We start from the raw sequence: 14,357 nt of genomic DNA on the forward strand, positions 1-14,357 counted from the left end.
GCGAGGGAGCTTGCTCCCGCTGGACTGCGCAGCAGTCCCATTTTCTGGGGTCGCTTCGCGGCCCAGCGGGAGCAAGCTCCCTCGCCACAGGCCGACGGTTGCCTGCTCTAGCGCTTAACTGACTGGCATTGGAGCAAGCCCGCTCCCACATTTGGTTTTGCATCGTGTCAGTCATAGCTTGCGCACATGTGGTCAGTCGTCGAAGCCCACCTGCTCATGAATCTCATCCACCTTCAATTCCAACCGATACGCCACCGCAATGAACAGTGCCTGGCACAGGCACAGCGTCGCGCTCAATGAGCGGAATGCAAACGACGACCCTTCGTTAACCAACAACACCGCATTTGCCCGCTTGGCCAGGGGCGACAGGTTGCTGTCGGTGATGATCAGTGTCTTGGCCTGGTGATGCTGGGCGATACGCAGGCAGTGTTGAGTCTCTTTGCCGTAGGGCGTGAAACTGATGGCGATCACCAGGTCATTGGCCCGCACGCTGCGCATCTGCTCGCGGTAGCTGCCGCCCAGGCCCGAGATCAGGTGAATGCGCTTGTTGGTGTGCTGCAGGTTGTACACCAGGTAGTCGGCCACCGCGAAGGAGCGGCGCACGCCGACCACGTAGATATTGTCGGCATTCACCACCAGGTCCACGGCCTTGTCGAAGGCCGCATCGTCGAGTTCCAGCCCCAGGCGTTCGATGCCGGACAGCGTCGCGTTGACGCACTCACGCGCCAGGTCGCCGCCGCTGGCCTTCTGCGACTTATTGGCAATCATGCTGCGGATGCGTTGCTGGTAGTTCTGCACCGGCGTGGTCTTGTGGGTGTACGCCTCGCGAAACAGCGCCTGCATTTCACTGAACCCGCTGAAGCCGAAACGCTGGGAGAAGCGCACGATGGCCGAGGGATGCACTTCACATTCACGGGCGATGTCGCTGATGCGGTCGACCATGATCCGGTCGCTCTGCTGGTTCATGTAGCTGGCAATGCGCTTGAGTTGGCGCGGCAGGCTTTCGTATTCGTCGGTGATCAGCTGCAACAGGCGTTCGGCATTGATCGGAGGGCTGGCGATTGTATCTTCCAGGTTGGTCTCGGGATCGGTGCGGGACATGGGCAATCCTTCTGGCGTGTTCGTCTGGTGCGCTGATGGGTGGCGCAAGTCTACAGGGTAGGCGCAAAAAAATACCTCGGCATCACGGCCCGCGTGGGCTGCTGAAACGATGCACGGCGGCTGTCACAGCATTATGCCGGCTTATTGGAAAAAATATTCCACTAAAAATAATTATGGAATAAATATTGATTGCCGTCGCCGGACGTTCTAGTCTGCTCCCCACCAAGAGCGTTTGCCGTCGCCATGGCGGCACAACGCAGGCTGATAAAAATAACAGGAGCCAGCATGGGCCAGACTCGTTTTGCCAGTGGGCGTCAATTGGATCTGATTTGCCTCGGACGCCTGGGCGTCGACCTCTATGCGCAGCAAGTTGGGGCGCGGCTTGAAGACGTGTCCAGCTTCGCCAAATACCTCGGCGGCTCGTCCGCCAATATCGCCTTCGGCACGGCGCGGTTGGGGCTCAAGTCGGCGATGCTCAGCCGTGTGGGCGACGATCACATGGGCCGTTTCCTGGTGGAATCCCTGGCCCGTGAAGGCTGCGACATCAGCGCTATCAAGGTTGACCCGGAACGCCTCACCGCCCTGGTACTGCTCGGTCTCAAGGACCGTGAAACCTTCCCCCTGGTGTTCTACCGCGAAAACTGCGCCGACATGGCCCTGCGCGCCGAAGACATCAACGAAGCCTTTATTGCCTCCAGCAAAGCGCTGCTGATCACCGGCACGCATTTCTCCACCGATGGCGTGTACAAGGCCAGTATCCAGGCGCTCGACTACGCGGCCCGGCACAACGTCAAACGCGTGCTGGACATCGACTACCGGCCGGTACTGTGGGGCCTGGCCGGCAAGGCCGATGGCGAAACCCGTTTCGTTGCCGACCAGAACGTAAGCCAGCATGTGCAGAAGATCCTGCCGCGTTTCGACCTGATCGTCGGGACGGAAGAAGAATTCTTGATCGCCGGCGGCAGTGAAGACCTGCTCACCGCGTTGCGTACCGTGCGCGAACTGACGCCCGCCACCCTGGTGGTCAAGCTCGGCCCGCAAGGCTGCACGGTGATCCATGGCGCCATTCCCGAACGCCTGGAAGACGGTGCGATCTACCCCGGCGTGCGCGTGGAAGTGCTCAATGTATTGGGTGCCGGCGATGCCTTTATGTCGGGCTTCCTCAGCGGTTGGCTCAACGACGCCAGTGATGAGCGTTGCAGCCAGTTGGCCAATGCGTGCGGTGGCCTGGTGGTGTCGCGCCACGCCTGCGCGCCGGCCATGCCCACACCTGCCGAGTTGGAGTACCTGTTCAATAGCCCGGTGCCGATCACCCGGCCTGACCAGGACGCGACGCTGCAACGCCTGCACCGCGTCAGCGTGCCGCGCAAAACCTGGAAGCAGCTGTTCGTGTTTGCCTTCGACCACCGCTGGCAACTGGTCGACCTGGCGCAACGCGGCGGCCAGGACCTGGCGCGCATCAGTGCGATCAAGCAATTGTTCATCCAGGCCATCGAACGCGTGGAGCACAAGCTGGGCGAGCAGGGCGTCGAGGCCGATGTGGGCTTGTTGGCCGACCAGCGCTTCGGCCAGGACGCGCTCAACGCGGCCAGCGGCCGTGGCTGGTGGATCGCCCGCCCGGTGGAAGTGCAGAACTCGCGGCCTTTGGCGTTCGAACACGGCCGCTCGATCGGCAGCAATCTGATCGCCTGGCCTGCGGAACAGATCATCAAATGCCTGGTGCAATTTCATCCCGATGACGAACCGCTGCTGCGCCTGGAACAGGAAGCGCAGCTCAAGGCGGTGTACGAGGCGTCGATTGTCAGCGGCCATGAGTTGCTGCTGGAAGTCATCCCGCCCAAGGATCATCCCTGCGCCTATCCCGATGCGCTCTACCGCAGCCTCAAGCGCCTGTACAACCTGGGCATCTACCCGGCGTGGTGGAAGATCGAGGCGCAATCGGCCGAGGACTGGAAAAAGCTCGACGAACTGATCGAAGAGCGCGACCCGTACTGCCGGGGAGTGGTGGTGCTGGGGCTGAACGCGTCGGCGGAGTTTCTCGCCGACGGCTTCAAGCAGGCCAGCCAGAGCAGCACCTGCCGTGGGTTTGCCGTGGGCCGCACAATCTTCCAGGAACCGAGCAAGGCGTGGATGGCGGGGGAAATCGATGATGAAACCCTGATTCAGCGGGTGCAGGCGACGTTCGAGCAATTGATCGATGCCTGGCGCAGCGCCAGAGCCTGACGCCAGTCCGATTTGAAAAGCAGCAGACCTCTGTGAATTCTGAAGATAAAAACAAAAGGTGCAGCCATGCCCGCAATCCGAATTGGCATCAACCCGATCTCCTGGAGCAACGACGACCTGCCGGCCCTGGGCGGTGAAACGCCGCTGAGCACCGCTTTGAGCGAAGGCAAAGCGATCGGCTACGAAGGTTTTGAGCTCAACGGCAAATTCCCCAAGGACGCCAGAGGTGTTGGCGACGTGCTGCGCCCCTATGACCTGGCGCTGGTCTCCGGCTGGTATTCCAGCCGCCTGGCGAATCGCTCGGTGGCCGAAGAAATCGAGGCCATCGCGGGCCACGTCGAGTTGCTTAAACACAACGGCGCGTCGGTGTTGGTGTATGGCGAAGTCGCCGATTCGATCCAGGGTTCGCGCATCCGTTTGATCGAACGCCCACGCTTTCACACTGAGCAGGCGTGGCAGGAGTACGCCGACAAACTCACCGAACTGGCGCGTTTCACCCTGTCCCAGGGCGTCCGCCTGGCCTACCACCACCATATGGGCGCCTACGTCGAATCCCCCGAAGATATCGATCAGCTGATGAACCGTACCGGCCCGGAAGTCGGCCTGCTGTTCGATTCCGGCCACTGCTACATGGGCGGCGGCGAGCCCCTTGAGGTGCTGCGCAAACACGTCAAACGCATCTGTCACGTGCATTTCAAGGACGTGCGCAAACCCGTGGTGCAACTGGCGCGCAACCAGATGTGGAGCTTTCCCGACTGCATCGTCAACGGCACTTTCACCGTGCCCGGCGATGGCGATATCGATTTTGCGCAATTGCTCGATGTGCTGTTGGCCGCCGGGTACGCCGGCTGGCTGGTGGTCGAGGCCGAGCAGGACCCGGCCGTGGCGCCCAGCTATATCTATGCGAAAAAGGGTTATGACACGTTGCGTGCGCTGCTCAACGAGAGGACTTAATCATGAGCTTGCTGGTCAAGAGCAACAAACGCGGGCAGACCATGGTCGCCCTGGAAGCCGGGCGCCTGGAATACGTGGGGTTTTGCGCTTATCGCCTGAGCCTGGGCGACACCCTGCCGGTCAGCGCCGGCGATAAAGAGGTGTGCCTGGTGCTGCTCAGCGGTCGGGTGAATATCGAAGGCGAGGGCTTCGACTGGCAAGATTTGGGGGACCGTGAGTCGGTGTTCGAGGACAAATCCCCATTCGCCGCCTACCTGCCGCCAGGCACCCACGCCCAGGTCACCGCCTTGAGTGACGTGCAGATCGCGGTGTGCGCCGCGCCCGGCGCGAGCGGTTACACGCCGCGCCTCATCCGCCCGGAACAATGCAAGCGCAGCGTACGTGGTAAAGGCGCCAACACCCGCTACGTGTGCGACATCCTGCCCGACAGCGAGCCGGCGCATTCGCTGCTGGTGGTGGAAGTGCGCACGCCGTCGGGGCATTCCTCGAGCTACCCGCCGCACAAGCACGACACCGATGACCTGCCGCACCAGAGCTTTCTGGAAGAGACCTACTACCACCAGGTCAACCCGCCCCAGGGCTTCGTATTCCAGCGGGTGTACACCGACGACCGCAGTATCGACCAGGCCATGGCCGTGGAGAACAGCGACCTGGTAGTCGTGCCCAAGGGTTATCACCCGGTCAGCGTGCCGTACGGCTACGAGTCGTATTACCTGAACGTGATGGCCGGCCCCAAGCGCGCCTGGCATTTCCATAACGACCCGCAGCACAGCTGGCTGCTGGACCTCTGAACGGTATTGCACGGAGAACAATAATGAAGTCGCCGCTACGCTTTGCCCTTAACCGCATGGTCGCACCCAACTTGTCCCTGCCGGCTTTCATCCAGCTGGCCGCGTCGCTCAAGTGCGATGCCATCGAGATCCGCAATGACCTGAAAGACCGTCAGATCGAATACGGCACGCCCTCCAGCCATGTGCGCGAGTTGTGCGCGGCGCAGGGCATCACGGTGTTGTCGATCAACGCGCTGTACCCCTTTGATATGTGGAACGACGAACGCCGTGCTCAAGCGATCGAGCTTGCCACCTATGCCCGTGAATGTGGCGCGCAGGGCTTGGTGATGTGCCCGTTCAATGAGCCGGGCGACCCGCGCACCGAAGCCCAGCGCGCCGCCGGTTTGCGCACCGCCTTGAGCGAACTGGCGCCGATCCTGCGTGAGTACGGCATCCTGGGTTTCGTCGAACCCCTGGGCTTTGAAGTCTCGGCGCTGCGCCGCAAGCGCGTGGCGGTGGACGCGATCCAGTCCATCGGCGGGCTGGACGTGTTCCGTGTGGTGCATGACACCTTCCATCATCACCTGGCCGGCGAGCACGAGTTTTTTCCTGAGCTGACCGGGCTGGTGCATATCTCCGGCGTGGAAGATGCCCAGGCGCCGCTCAACTCGATTGGCGACGGCCACCGCGTACTGGTGGGCGAGGGCGACATCCTCGGCAATGCGGCGCAGATCGACACCTTGCTCGGCAGCGGCTACAGCGGCTACCTGTCGTTCGAACCGTTTGCGACAAGCGTGCATGAACTGGCGGATATCCAGCAGGCCTTGGGGGCAAGCATTGCCCACCTGAAAAAAAGTTAAGGGGCGCGACATGACCACCACCCGACTGACCATGGCCCAGGCCCTGGTGAAGTTCCTGGATAACCAATACATCGAAGTCGACGGCGTGCAGAGCAAATTTGTCGCCGGCGTGTTCACCATTTTCGGTCACGGTAACGTACTGGGCCTGGGCCAGGCGCTTGAGCAGGACAGCGGCGACCTGATCGTGCACCAGGGCCGCAACGAACAGGGCATGGCCCACGCCGCCATCGGTTTCGCCAAGCAGCACCTGCGCCGCAAGATCTACGCCTGCACCGCATCGGTCGGGCCCGGCGCGGCGAACATGCTCACCGCCGCGGCGACCGCGACCGCCAACCGCATTCCGTTGCTGCTGTTGCCGGGCGACGTGTACGCCAGCCGGCAACCGGACCCGGTGCTGCAACAGATCGAACAGTTTCACGACTTGAGCATCAGCACCAACGATGCGTTCCGCTCGGTAAGCAAATACTGGGACCGCATCAACCGCCCCGAACAACTGATGAGCGCCGCGATCCATGCCATGCGCGTGCTCACCGATCCGGCGCAAACCGGCGCCGTCACCCTGGCGCTGCCCCAGGACGTGCAGGCCGAAGCCTGGGACTACCCGGATTATTTCCTGCAAAAACGCGTGCACCGTATCGAACGTCGCCCGCCCACCGCCGCGATGATCGGCGATGCGCTGGCGGCCTTTCGTGGCAAGCGCAAACCGCTGATCATCTGCGGTGGCGGGGTGAAGTACTCCGGCGCGAATGCCGCCCTGCAGGCCTTTGCCGAGCGCTTCGCTATCCCATTCGCCGAAACCCAGGCGGGCAAGAGCGCGGTGGTGTCCAGCCACCCGCTGAACGTCGGCGGCATTGGTGAAACCGGCTGCCTGGCGGCCAACCTGCTGGCCCCCGAGGCGGATCTGATCATCGGCATCGGCACCCGGTATACCGACTTCACCACCTCGTCCAAGTCATTGTTCAAACATGCCGGGGTGACGTTTCTCAACCTGAATATCAGCCCGTGCGATGCGTTGAAGCTTGACGGCGTGCAAGTGCTGGGCGATGCCCAGGTCGCCCTGGATGCACTGGCCGCTGCCCTCGGTGATTACCGCGCCGGCTGGGGCGAGCAGGTGCGCGACGCCAAGGCGCAACTGGATGCGGAAGTGGACCGCGTGCATCGGGTTGAATACCAGGGCGATGGTTTCGTCCCCGAAGTCGATGACCGCCTGGACCGCGCGGTACTGCGCGAATTTATCGAGCTGACCGGCTCCTGCCTGACCCAGAGTCGCGTACTCGGCGTGCTCAATGAAACCCTGGCCGACGATGCAATCATTGTCGCCGCCGCTGGCAGCCTGCCCGGCGATTTGCAGCGCGCCTGGCGCAGCAAGGGCGTGAACACCTACCACGTCGAATACGGCTATTCGTGCATGGGTTACGAGATCAACGCCGCCCTCGGCGTGAAACTGGCCGAGCCGAGCAAAGAGGTGTACGCGCTGGTCGGCGATGGCTCTTACATGATGCTGCATTCGGAGCTGGCCACCTCGATCCAGGAGCGCCGCAAGATCAACGTGGTGCTGCTCGACAACATGGCCTTCGGTTGCATCAACAACCTGCAGCTCGGCAACGGCATGGACAGCTTCGGCACCGAGTTCCGCTACCGCAACCCCGAGAGCGGCAAGCTCGACGGCGGCCTGGTGCCGGTGGATTTCGCCATGAGCGCGGCGGCTTATGGTTGCAAGACCTACAAGGTCAGCAACGTGGAACAACTTGAAGCCGCCCTGGCGGATGCGCGTACCCAAACCGTTTCGACGCTGATCGATATCAAGGTCCTGCCCAAGACCATGGTGCACGGCTACCTGTCGTGGTGGCGGGTGGGGGTGGCGCAGGTGTCCACCAGCGAACGCACGAATGCCGCTGCAAAAAAACTCAATGAACAGCTGGCCAAAGCCCGGCAGTACTAATAACAAGAGGAGTGTTTGTATGTCGTTGAAGCTTGGAGTGATCGGTACCGGTGCGATCGGTCGTGACCATATCCGTCGTTGCAGCCAGACCCTGCTCAACAGCCAGGTGGTGGCGGTCACGGATATCAACCTGGAACAGGCCGCCAAGGTGGTGGCTGATTTGAAGCTGGACGCCGAGGTGTACCCTGACGGCCATGCGTTGATCAACTCGCCGCAGGTGCAAGCCGTATTGGTGACTTCGTGGGGGCCGAGCCACGAAGAATTCGTGCTCGCCGCCATCGCAGCCGGTAAACCGGTGTTCTGCGAGAAACCCCTGGCCGTGACCGCCGACGGCTGCCGCCGGATTGTCGAGGCCGAAGTGGCCTATGGCAAGCGCCTGGTGCAAGTCGGTTTCATGCGCCCGTACGACGAAGGCTATCGTGCCTTGAAAGCCGTGATCGACAGCGGCCAGATCGGCGAGCCGCTGATGCTGCACTGCGCGCACCGCAACCCGACGGTGGGCGAGAACTACCAGACCGACATGGCGATTACCGACACCCTGATCCACGAACTGGATGTGTTGCGTTGGCTGCTCAACGACGACTACGTTTCCGTGCAGGTGGTGTTCCCGCGCAAGACCAGCAAAGCCCTGGCCCACCTGCGCGACCCGCAGATCGTGCTGCTGGAAACCGCCAAGGGCACGCGCATCGACGTGGAAGTGTTCGTCAACTGCCAATACGGCTACGACATTCAATGCGAAGTGGTAGGAGAGAGCGGCATCGCCAAACTGCCGGAGCCGTCGCAGGTGCAAATGCGCAGCGGGGCGAAGTTGTCGAACGCGATTCTGATGGATTGGAAGGATCGATTTATCGGCGCCTATGACGTGGAATTGCAGGCGTTCATCGACAGCGTGCGCGCCGGGCAAGTGGGCGGGCCATCGGCGTGGGATGGTTTTGCCGCGGCGGTAGCGGCAGATGCGTGTATCGAAGCGCAGGGCAGTGGGCAGATCGTCAAGGTCGGCCTGCCGGATCGCCCGCACTTCTACGGTTAAGCACGCCCGGAAGGAGCGCTCACCTGTGGCGAGGGAGCAAGGTCGCGCTGGCCGCGAAGCGGCCCCGTTCTTTGTTTAAAAAGAAGGGGACTGCTACGCAGTCCAGCGCGAGCTTGCTCCCTCGCCACAGGTTACTCAATGTCCGCTCCAGCTTTTAACTGATCGGCATCAGGGCTTGCCCGCTCCCACATGTTGATTGGATTTGCACTTCAAAACAGGAGTGAATCATGCGAATCGGACTAGTCGGCTACGGCCACGGAGGGCGCTTCTTTCATGCGCCGCTGATTGCCACGTTGCCGGGCGCCACGTTTGTCGGCGTTGTCACGCGATCCCCCGAACGTCGCCAGCAATTGGCAACGGACCACCCCGGCCTCAAGGCCTTCGACACCATCGGCCAGATCGTCGACGCCGGCGTCGACGCCCTCGTCATCTCCACCACCCTCAAAGGCCGCCCGGCCCTGGTGCTTGAAGCCATCGAACACGGCGTGGCGGTGGTCAGCGATAAACCCTTCGCGGCCAACGCCGAGCAGGCCCAGGCCTTGATCACCGCCGCTGAACGCCAAGGCACATTGCTCAGCGTCTACCAGAACCGCCGCTGGGACTCGGACTACCTGACCTTGCGCAAACTCATCGACGCCGGGGCCCTGGGGGAGATCACCCGTTTTGAGTCCCGCGTCGAGCGCTACGCGCCGCAGGCGGTGGGCAATGCCAGCGGCGGCGGCTGGCTGCGCGACCTCGGCAGCCATCTGGTGGACCAGGCCCTGCAATTGTTCGGCCCGGTGGACCGGGTATTCGCCCAACTGCAATTCACACCCGAGCATCCCACCCTCGACCACGGTTTTTTCGTCGCGCTGACCCACGCCAACGGCGTGATTTCGCACCTGTGGGGCAGTGCATTGCAAAACAGCCAGGCGCCGCGGTTTCGCGTCAGCGGCACGCTGGGCTGTTACACCGTCGAAGGGCTGGACGGCCAGGAAGACGCGCTGATGGCCGGCAAGTCGCCGAAAACCGAAGGCGAGCACTGGGGCGCGGAAGAACATCGACGCTGGGGCTGGTTCGAACAAGGCGCGGAGCGCGAGCGGGTGCCGTCGGAAAAGGGCTGCTGGACGCAGTTCTATCGGCAGTTGCAGCGTGCCGTGCAAGGCCAGGGGCCGTTGCCGGTAGACGCGTATGACGCGCTGGAAACCGCCCGTATATTGGACGCCGCGCGCCTCAGTGCCGAGCGCCAGCAGGTGGTTTCGACGAAAATAGAATAAAATTCTAAAACAGGTTGATATGGAAATTATTTTCCAATAAAGTCTTTTCCAGGTTGCATAAAGTACGTCTTGGGCTCGACCCAGGCGACTCGACAAAAACAAGATCAAAACAACCAGGTACCGTCAGATGAAAATCTTCAACGCTGTACTGCGAGTTTTACGCCCCGCCCACACGCCCCGCGCACTGCCTCGCGCCCGGCCGTTCTACTTCTCCCTGCTCAATGTGCTGTGCGTCGAAAACCAAGGCGCGCTGGTCTGCTGCATTCCAGGCGCACCCGTGGTGCGGGTGCCCGCCGAACGCTGATAAACGCAACGTCCATAAAACCAACAAGAAAGTGGAGACAGACCGTTCATGAAGACCCCGATCCGTTTTACCGCGCTGGCCCTGTCGATGCTGCTCGCCAGTGGCGTCGCCACGGCCGCTGACATCAAGGTGGGGGTGAGCATGTCCGCCTTCGATGACACCTTCCTGACCTACCTGCGCGAAGACATGGACAAGCAGGCCAAATCCTATCCCAAGGGCGACGGCGTGCAATTGCAGTTCGAAGACGCCCGCGCCGACGTGGTGAAACAGCTGAGTCAGGTCGAGAACTTTATCAGCCAGAAAGTCGACGCCATCATCGTCAACCCGGTGGACACCGCTTCGACGAAGAACATTATCAGTGCTGCTACCAAGGCAGGCATCCCGCTGGTGTTCGTCAACCGTCGTCCGGACCAGAAAGACCTGCCCAAGGACGTGGTGGCGGTGGTCTCCGATGACGTCGAAGCAGGCAAGTTGCAAATGCAATACATCGCCGAAAAGCTCGGCGGCAAGGGCAAGATCGTGATCCTGCTGGGCGACCTGGCGAACAACTCCACCACCAACCGCACCAAGGGCGTGAAGGAAGTGCTGGCTAAGTACCCGGATATCAAGATCGAGCAGGAGCAAACCGGCATCTGGCTGCGGGACAGGGGCATGACCCTGGTCAACGACTGGCTGACCCAGGGCCGCGAGTTCAACGCAGTGCTGGCCAACAACGACGAGATGGCCATCGGCGCGTCCATGGCGCTGAAGTCGGCAGGTACCAAACCCGGCACCGTGTTGATCGCCGGGGTCGATGGCACGCCGGACGGCCTTAACGCAATTACCAAGGGCGACATGGCCGCGTCGGCGTTCCAGGACGCCAAGGGCCAGGCCGTGGGCTCGGTGGAAGCGGCGCGCAAGATGGCCCGACACGAGCCGGTGGAGCAGAACGTGGTGATCCCGTTCAAGCTCATCACCCCGGAAAACGTCAAAGACTTCAAGTAGCCCTGAACGCTTAACCAGAACTTCCAACCATAAGCCTGCAGGGCGGCCACGGTCGCCCTGCAGATGGAGTACCTCCCTATGCTCGCTCACGCGACTGTCGCGCCGCCGCCGGGTATCCAGCCGCTGGCGCAGGACGAACCCTACCTGCTGGAAATCCTCAATATCAGCAAAGGCTTTCCCGGCGTCGTGGCCCTGGACAATGTGCAGCTGCGAGTACGCCCCGGCACGGTGCTGGCGCTGATGGGCGAGAACGGCGCGGGCAAGTCGACGCTGATGAAAATCATCGCCGGTATCTATCAGCCCGATGCCGGCGAAATTCGCTTGCGCGGCAAGCCGATCATCTTCGAGACGCCGCTGGCGGCGCAGAAGGCCGGGATTGCGATGATCCACCAGGAACTCAACCTGATGCCGCATATGAGCATCGCCGAAAACATCTGGATCGGCCGTGAGCAGCTCAACAGCCTGCACATGGTCAATCATCGCGAAATGCACCGCTGCACCGCCGACTTGCTGGCGCGCTTGCGCATCAATCTCGACCCGGAAGAACAGGTCGGCAACCTGAGCATCGCCGAGCGGCAGATGGTCGAGATCGCCAAGGCGGTGTCCTATGACTCCGATATTTTGATCATGGATGAGCCGACGTCGGCGATTACCGAAAAGGAAGTCGCCCACCTGTTTTCGATCATTGCCGACCTCAAGTCCCAGGGCAAAGGCATCGTCTACATCACGCATAAAATGAACGAAGTGTTTGCCATCGCCGATGAAGTGGCGGTGTTTCGCGACGGTCAGTACATCGGCCTGCAACGTGCCGACAGCATGAACAGCGACAGCCTGATTTCGATGATGGTCGGCCGTGAGCTGAGCCAGTTGTTCCCGGTGCGCGAGACGCCGATTGGCGACTTGCTGCTATCGGTGCGCGACCTGAGCCTGGACGGCATATTCAAGGACGTTTCGTTTGACCTGCACGCCGGTGAAATTCTCGGCATCGCCGGGTTGATGGGCTCGGGGCGCACCAACGTGGCGGAAACCCTCTTCGGCATCACCCCCAGCAGCAGCGGCCAGATCACTTTGGACGGCAAACCGGTGCGCATCAGCGACCCGCACATGGCCATCGAAAAGGGCTTCGCGCTGTTGACCGAAGACCGCAAGCTCAGTGGCCTGTTTCCCTGCCTGTCGGTGCTGGAAAACATGGAAATGGCCGTGCTGCCGCACTATTCGGACAACGGTTTCATCCAGCAAAAAGCCCTGCGCGCCTTGTGCGAAGACATGTGCAAAAAGCTGCGGGTGAAAACGCCATCGCTGGAACAGTGCATCGATACCTTGTCCGGCGGTAACCAGCAGAAGGCCCTGCTGGCGCGCTGGCTGATGACCAACCCGCGACTGTTGATCCTCGATGAGCCGACGCGCGGCATCGACGTGGGCGCCAAGGCCGAGATCTATCGCCTGATCGCCTTTCTCGCCGGCGAAGGCATGGCGGTGATCATGATTTCCTCGGAACTGCCCGAAGTGCTCGGCATGAGCGACCGGGTGATGGTGATGCACGAAGGCGAACTGATGGGCACCCTGGATCGTGCGCAGGCCACCCAGGAAAAAGTCATGCAATTGGCCTCCGGTATGACCGCAGTCCACTGACTCCAGAATAAGAAGGTGATGGGTTATGAACGCAATAACAGACAACAAGCCGGCCACGGCACCGGTCAAGAACCGTCGACGCATGCCCACCGAATTGAGCATCTTCCTGGTGCTGATCGGTATCGGCCTGGTGTTTGAGTTGTTCGGCTGGATCGTGCGCGACCAGAGCTTCTTGATGAACTCCCAGCGCCTGGTGCTGATGATCCTGCAAGTGTCGATCATCGGCTTGCTGGCCATCGGTGTGACCCAGGTGATCATCACCACCGGTATCGACCTGTCTTCCGGCTCGGTGCTGGCCTTGTCAGCGATGATCGCCGCGAGTTTGGCGCAGACTTCCGATTTTTCCAGGGCGGTGTTTCCGTCGCTGACCGACTTGCCGGTGTGGATCCCGGTGGCGATGGGCCTCGGCGTGGGGCTGCTGGCGGGGGCGATCAACGGCAGTATTATCGCGGTGACCGGTATCCCGCCGTTTATTGCCACCCTGGGCATGATGGTGTCGGCCCGTGGCCTGGCGCGTTACTACACCGAAGGCCAGCCGGTGAGCATGCTGTCGGACTCGTACACGGCCATCGGCCACGGCGCAATGCCGGTGATCATCTTCCTGGTAGTGGCGGTGATCTTCCATATCGCCCTGCGCTACACCAAGTACGGCAAGTACACCTACGCCATCGGCGGCAATATGCAGGCGGCGCGCACGTCGGGGATCAACGTCAAGCGGCACCTGATCATCGTCTACAGCATCGCCGGCCTCCTGGCCGGCCTGGCAGGGGTGGTGGCTTCGGCTCGTGCGGCGACCGGCCAGGCGGGCATGGGCATGTCTTATGAGCTGGACGCGATTGCCGCCGCAGTGATCGGCGGCACCAGCCTGGCGGGCGGGGTAGGGCGCATTACCGGCACTGTCATCGGTGCGCTGATCCTTGGCGTGATGGCCAGCGGGTTTACCTTTGTCGGGGTGGATGCGTATATCCAGGACATCATCAAGGGCCTGATCATCGTGGTGGCGGTGGTGATTGACCAGTACCGCAACAAGCGCAAGCTCAAGCGCTGAGGCCCCCTGCAGGAGCGAGCTTGCTCGCGAAAGCTGCAAAGATTACGCGTGATACCTGATTAAACGCGATGTCCTTGAGTTCTTCGCGAGCAAGCTCGCTCCTGCAGTGAAATCCGGCGCTTTTAACCGTTGGTCTTCTATATAGCTCCATAAACTTGAATTTCTTGCTATAAACGCACTCCGATGACCGTTCGCCAAGCCCGTCCTGGTGCTTTTGGGGGTTGATCGGGAAAAAATGCCTGTCATTTCAGTT

12 protein-coding genes are annotated in these 14,357 nt (G+C 61.6%); 11 read left to right on the forward strand and 1 reads right to left on the reverse strand.

The genetic code is table 11. The features are described from left to right. Nucleotides 1-192 precede the first annotated feature (192 nt). Nucleotides 193-1,101: a MurR/RpiR family transcriptional regulator gene (locus Q1V60_RS21330; protein ID WP_300634407.1), complete on the reverse strand. Its 909-nt coding sequence runs from the start codon at nt 1,099-1,101 to the stop codon at nt 193-195. Between the two features lie 285 nt (nt 1,102-1,386). Between Q1V60_RS21330 and iolC the strand changes: the two genes are divergently transcribed. From iolC to Q1V60_RS21385, 11 genes are all read left to right on the forward strand, one after another. Further along, nucleotides 1,387-3,324: a 5-dehydro-2-deoxygluconokinase gene (iolC, locus tag Q1V60_RS21335; RefSeq protein WP_300634410.1), complete on the forward strand. Its 1,938-nt coding sequence runs from the start codon at nt 1,387-1,389 to the stop codon at nt 3,322-3,324. Nucleotides 3,325-3,390: 66 nt separating this feature from the next. Beyond that, complete coding sequence (gene iolE, locus Q1V60_RS21340; protein WP_300634413.1) at nt 3,391-4,278, forward strand: myo-inosose-2 dehydratase; 888 nt, start codon at nt 3,391-3,393, stop codon at nt 4,276-4,278. A gap of 2 nt (nt 4,279-4,280) precedes the next feature. Then, nucleotides 4,281-5,069 carry a 5-deoxy-glucuronate isomerase gene (gene iolB, locus Q1V60_RS21345; RefSeq protein WP_300634416.1) on the forward strand — a complete coding sequence of 263 codons (789 nt, stop codon included), beginning with the start codon at nt 4,281-4,283 and terminating at the stop codon, nt 5,067-5,069. 23 nt (nt 5,070-5,092) lie between these two features. Then, nucleotides 5,093-5,908, forward strand: a complete 816-nt coding sequence (locus Q1V60_RS21350) for a TIM barrel protein (RefSeq protein ID WP_300634419.1) — start codon at nt 5,093-5,095, stop codon at nt 5,906-5,908. Nucleotides 5,909-5,918: 10 nt separating this feature from the next. Continuing rightward, nucleotides 5,919-7,850, forward strand: a complete 1,932-nt coding sequence (iolD, locus tag Q1V60_RS21355) for a 3D-(3,5/4)-trihydroxycyclohexane-1,2-dione acylhydrolase (decyclizing) (protein ID WP_300634422.1) — start codon at nt 5,919-5,921, stop codon at nt 7,848-7,850. A 19-nt stretch (nt 7,851-7,869) separates the two neighbouring features. Beyond that, complete coding sequence (locus tag Q1V60_RS21360; protein WP_300634424.1) at nt 7,870-8,880, forward strand: Gfo/Idh/MocA family oxidoreductase; 1,011 nt, start codon at nt 7,870-7,872, stop codon at nt 8,878-8,880. Between the two features lie 227 nt (nt 8,881-9,107). Continuing rightward, entirely contained in the window at nt 9,108-10,136 is a 1,029-nt protein-coding gene (locus tag Q1V60_RS21365; protein WP_300634426.1) for a Gfo/Idh/MocA family oxidoreductase, read from the forward strand. Between the two features lie 127 nt (nt 10,137-10,263). Beyond that, a complete protein-coding gene (locus tag Q1V60_RS21370; protein ID WP_300634429.1) occupies nt 10,264-10,440 on the forward strand; it encodes a hypothetical protein in 177 nt (58 codons plus the stop codon). A gap of 48 nt (nt 10,441-10,488) precedes the next feature. Continuing rightward, entirely contained in the window at nt 10,489-11,424 is a 936-nt protein-coding gene (locus tag Q1V60_RS21375) for a sugar ABC transporter substrate-binding protein (protein ID WP_300634431.1), read from the forward strand. Between the two features lie 78 nt (nt 11,425-11,502). Further along, nucleotides 11,503-13,056 (forward strand): sugar ABC transporter ATP-binding protein, encoded by a 1,554-nt coding sequence (locus Q1V60_RS21380; RefSeq protein ID WP_300634434.1) that lies wholly within the window; start codon nt 11,503-11,505, stop codon nt 13,054-13,056. A gap of 25 nt (nt 13,057-13,081) precedes the next feature. Then, a complete protein-coding gene (locus Q1V60_RS21385) occupies nt 13,082-14,104 on the forward strand; it encodes an ABC transporter permease (protein WP_003191668.1) in 1,023 nt (340 codons plus the stop codon). Nucleotides 14,105-14,357 lie beyond the last annotated feature (253 nt).

It is taken from the genome of Pseudomonas sp., from assembly GCF_030147005.1.
Lineage (GTDB): Bacteria > Pseudomonadota > Gammaproteobacteria > Pseudomonadales > Pseudomonadaceae > Aquipseudomonas.

Excerpts from the sequence above, each read along its gene's own strand:
- Q1V60_RS21330 (WP_300634407.1), bottom strand. The coding sequence starts at position 1,101 with ATGTCCCGCACCGATCCCGAGACCAACCTGGAAGATACAATCGCCAGC.
- iolC (WP_300634410.1), top strand. The coding sequence starts at position 1,387 with ATGGGCCAGACTCGTTTTGCCAGTGGGCGTCAATTGGATCTGATTTGC.
- iolE (WP_300634413.1), top strand. The coding sequence starts at position 3,391 with ATGCCCGCAATCCGAATTGGCATCAACCCGATCTCCTGGAGCAACGAC.
- iolB (WP_300634416.1), top strand. The coding sequence starts at position 4,281 with ATGAGCTTGCTGGTCAAGAGCAACAAACGCGGGCAGACCATGGTCGCC.
- Q1V60_RS21350 (WP_300634419.1), top strand. The coding sequence starts at position 5,093 with ATGAAGTCGCCGCTACGCTTTGCCCTTAACCGCATGGTCGCACCCAAC.
- iolD (WP_300634422.1), top strand. The coding sequence starts at position 5,919 with ATGACCACCACCCGACTGACCATGGCCCAGGCCCTGGTGAAGTTCCTG.
- Q1V60_RS21360 (WP_300634424.1), top strand. The coding sequence starts at position 7,870 with ATGTCGTTGAAGCTTGGAGTGATCGGTACCGGTGCGATCGGTCGTGAC.
- Q1V60_RS21365 (WP_300634426.1), top strand. The coding sequence starts at position 9,108 with ATGCGAATCGGACTAGTCGGCTACGGCCACGGAGGGCGCTTCTTTCAT.
- Q1V60_RS21370 (WP_300634429.1), top strand. The coding sequence starts at position 10,264 with ATGAAAATCTTCAACGCTGTACTGCGAGTTTTACGCCCCGCCCACACG.
- Q1V60_RS21375 (WP_300634431.1), top strand. The coding sequence starts at position 10,489 with ATGAAGACCCCGATCCGTTTTACCGCGCTGGCCCTGTCGATGCTGCTC.
- Q1V60_RS21380 (WP_300634434.1), top strand. The coding sequence starts at position 11,503 with ATGCTCGCTCACGCGACTGTCGCGCCGCCGCCGGGTATCCAGCCGCTG.
- Q1V60_RS21385 (WP_003191668.1), top strand. The coding sequence starts at position 13,082 with ATGAACGCAATAACAGACAACAAGCCGGCCACGGCACCGGTCAAGAAC.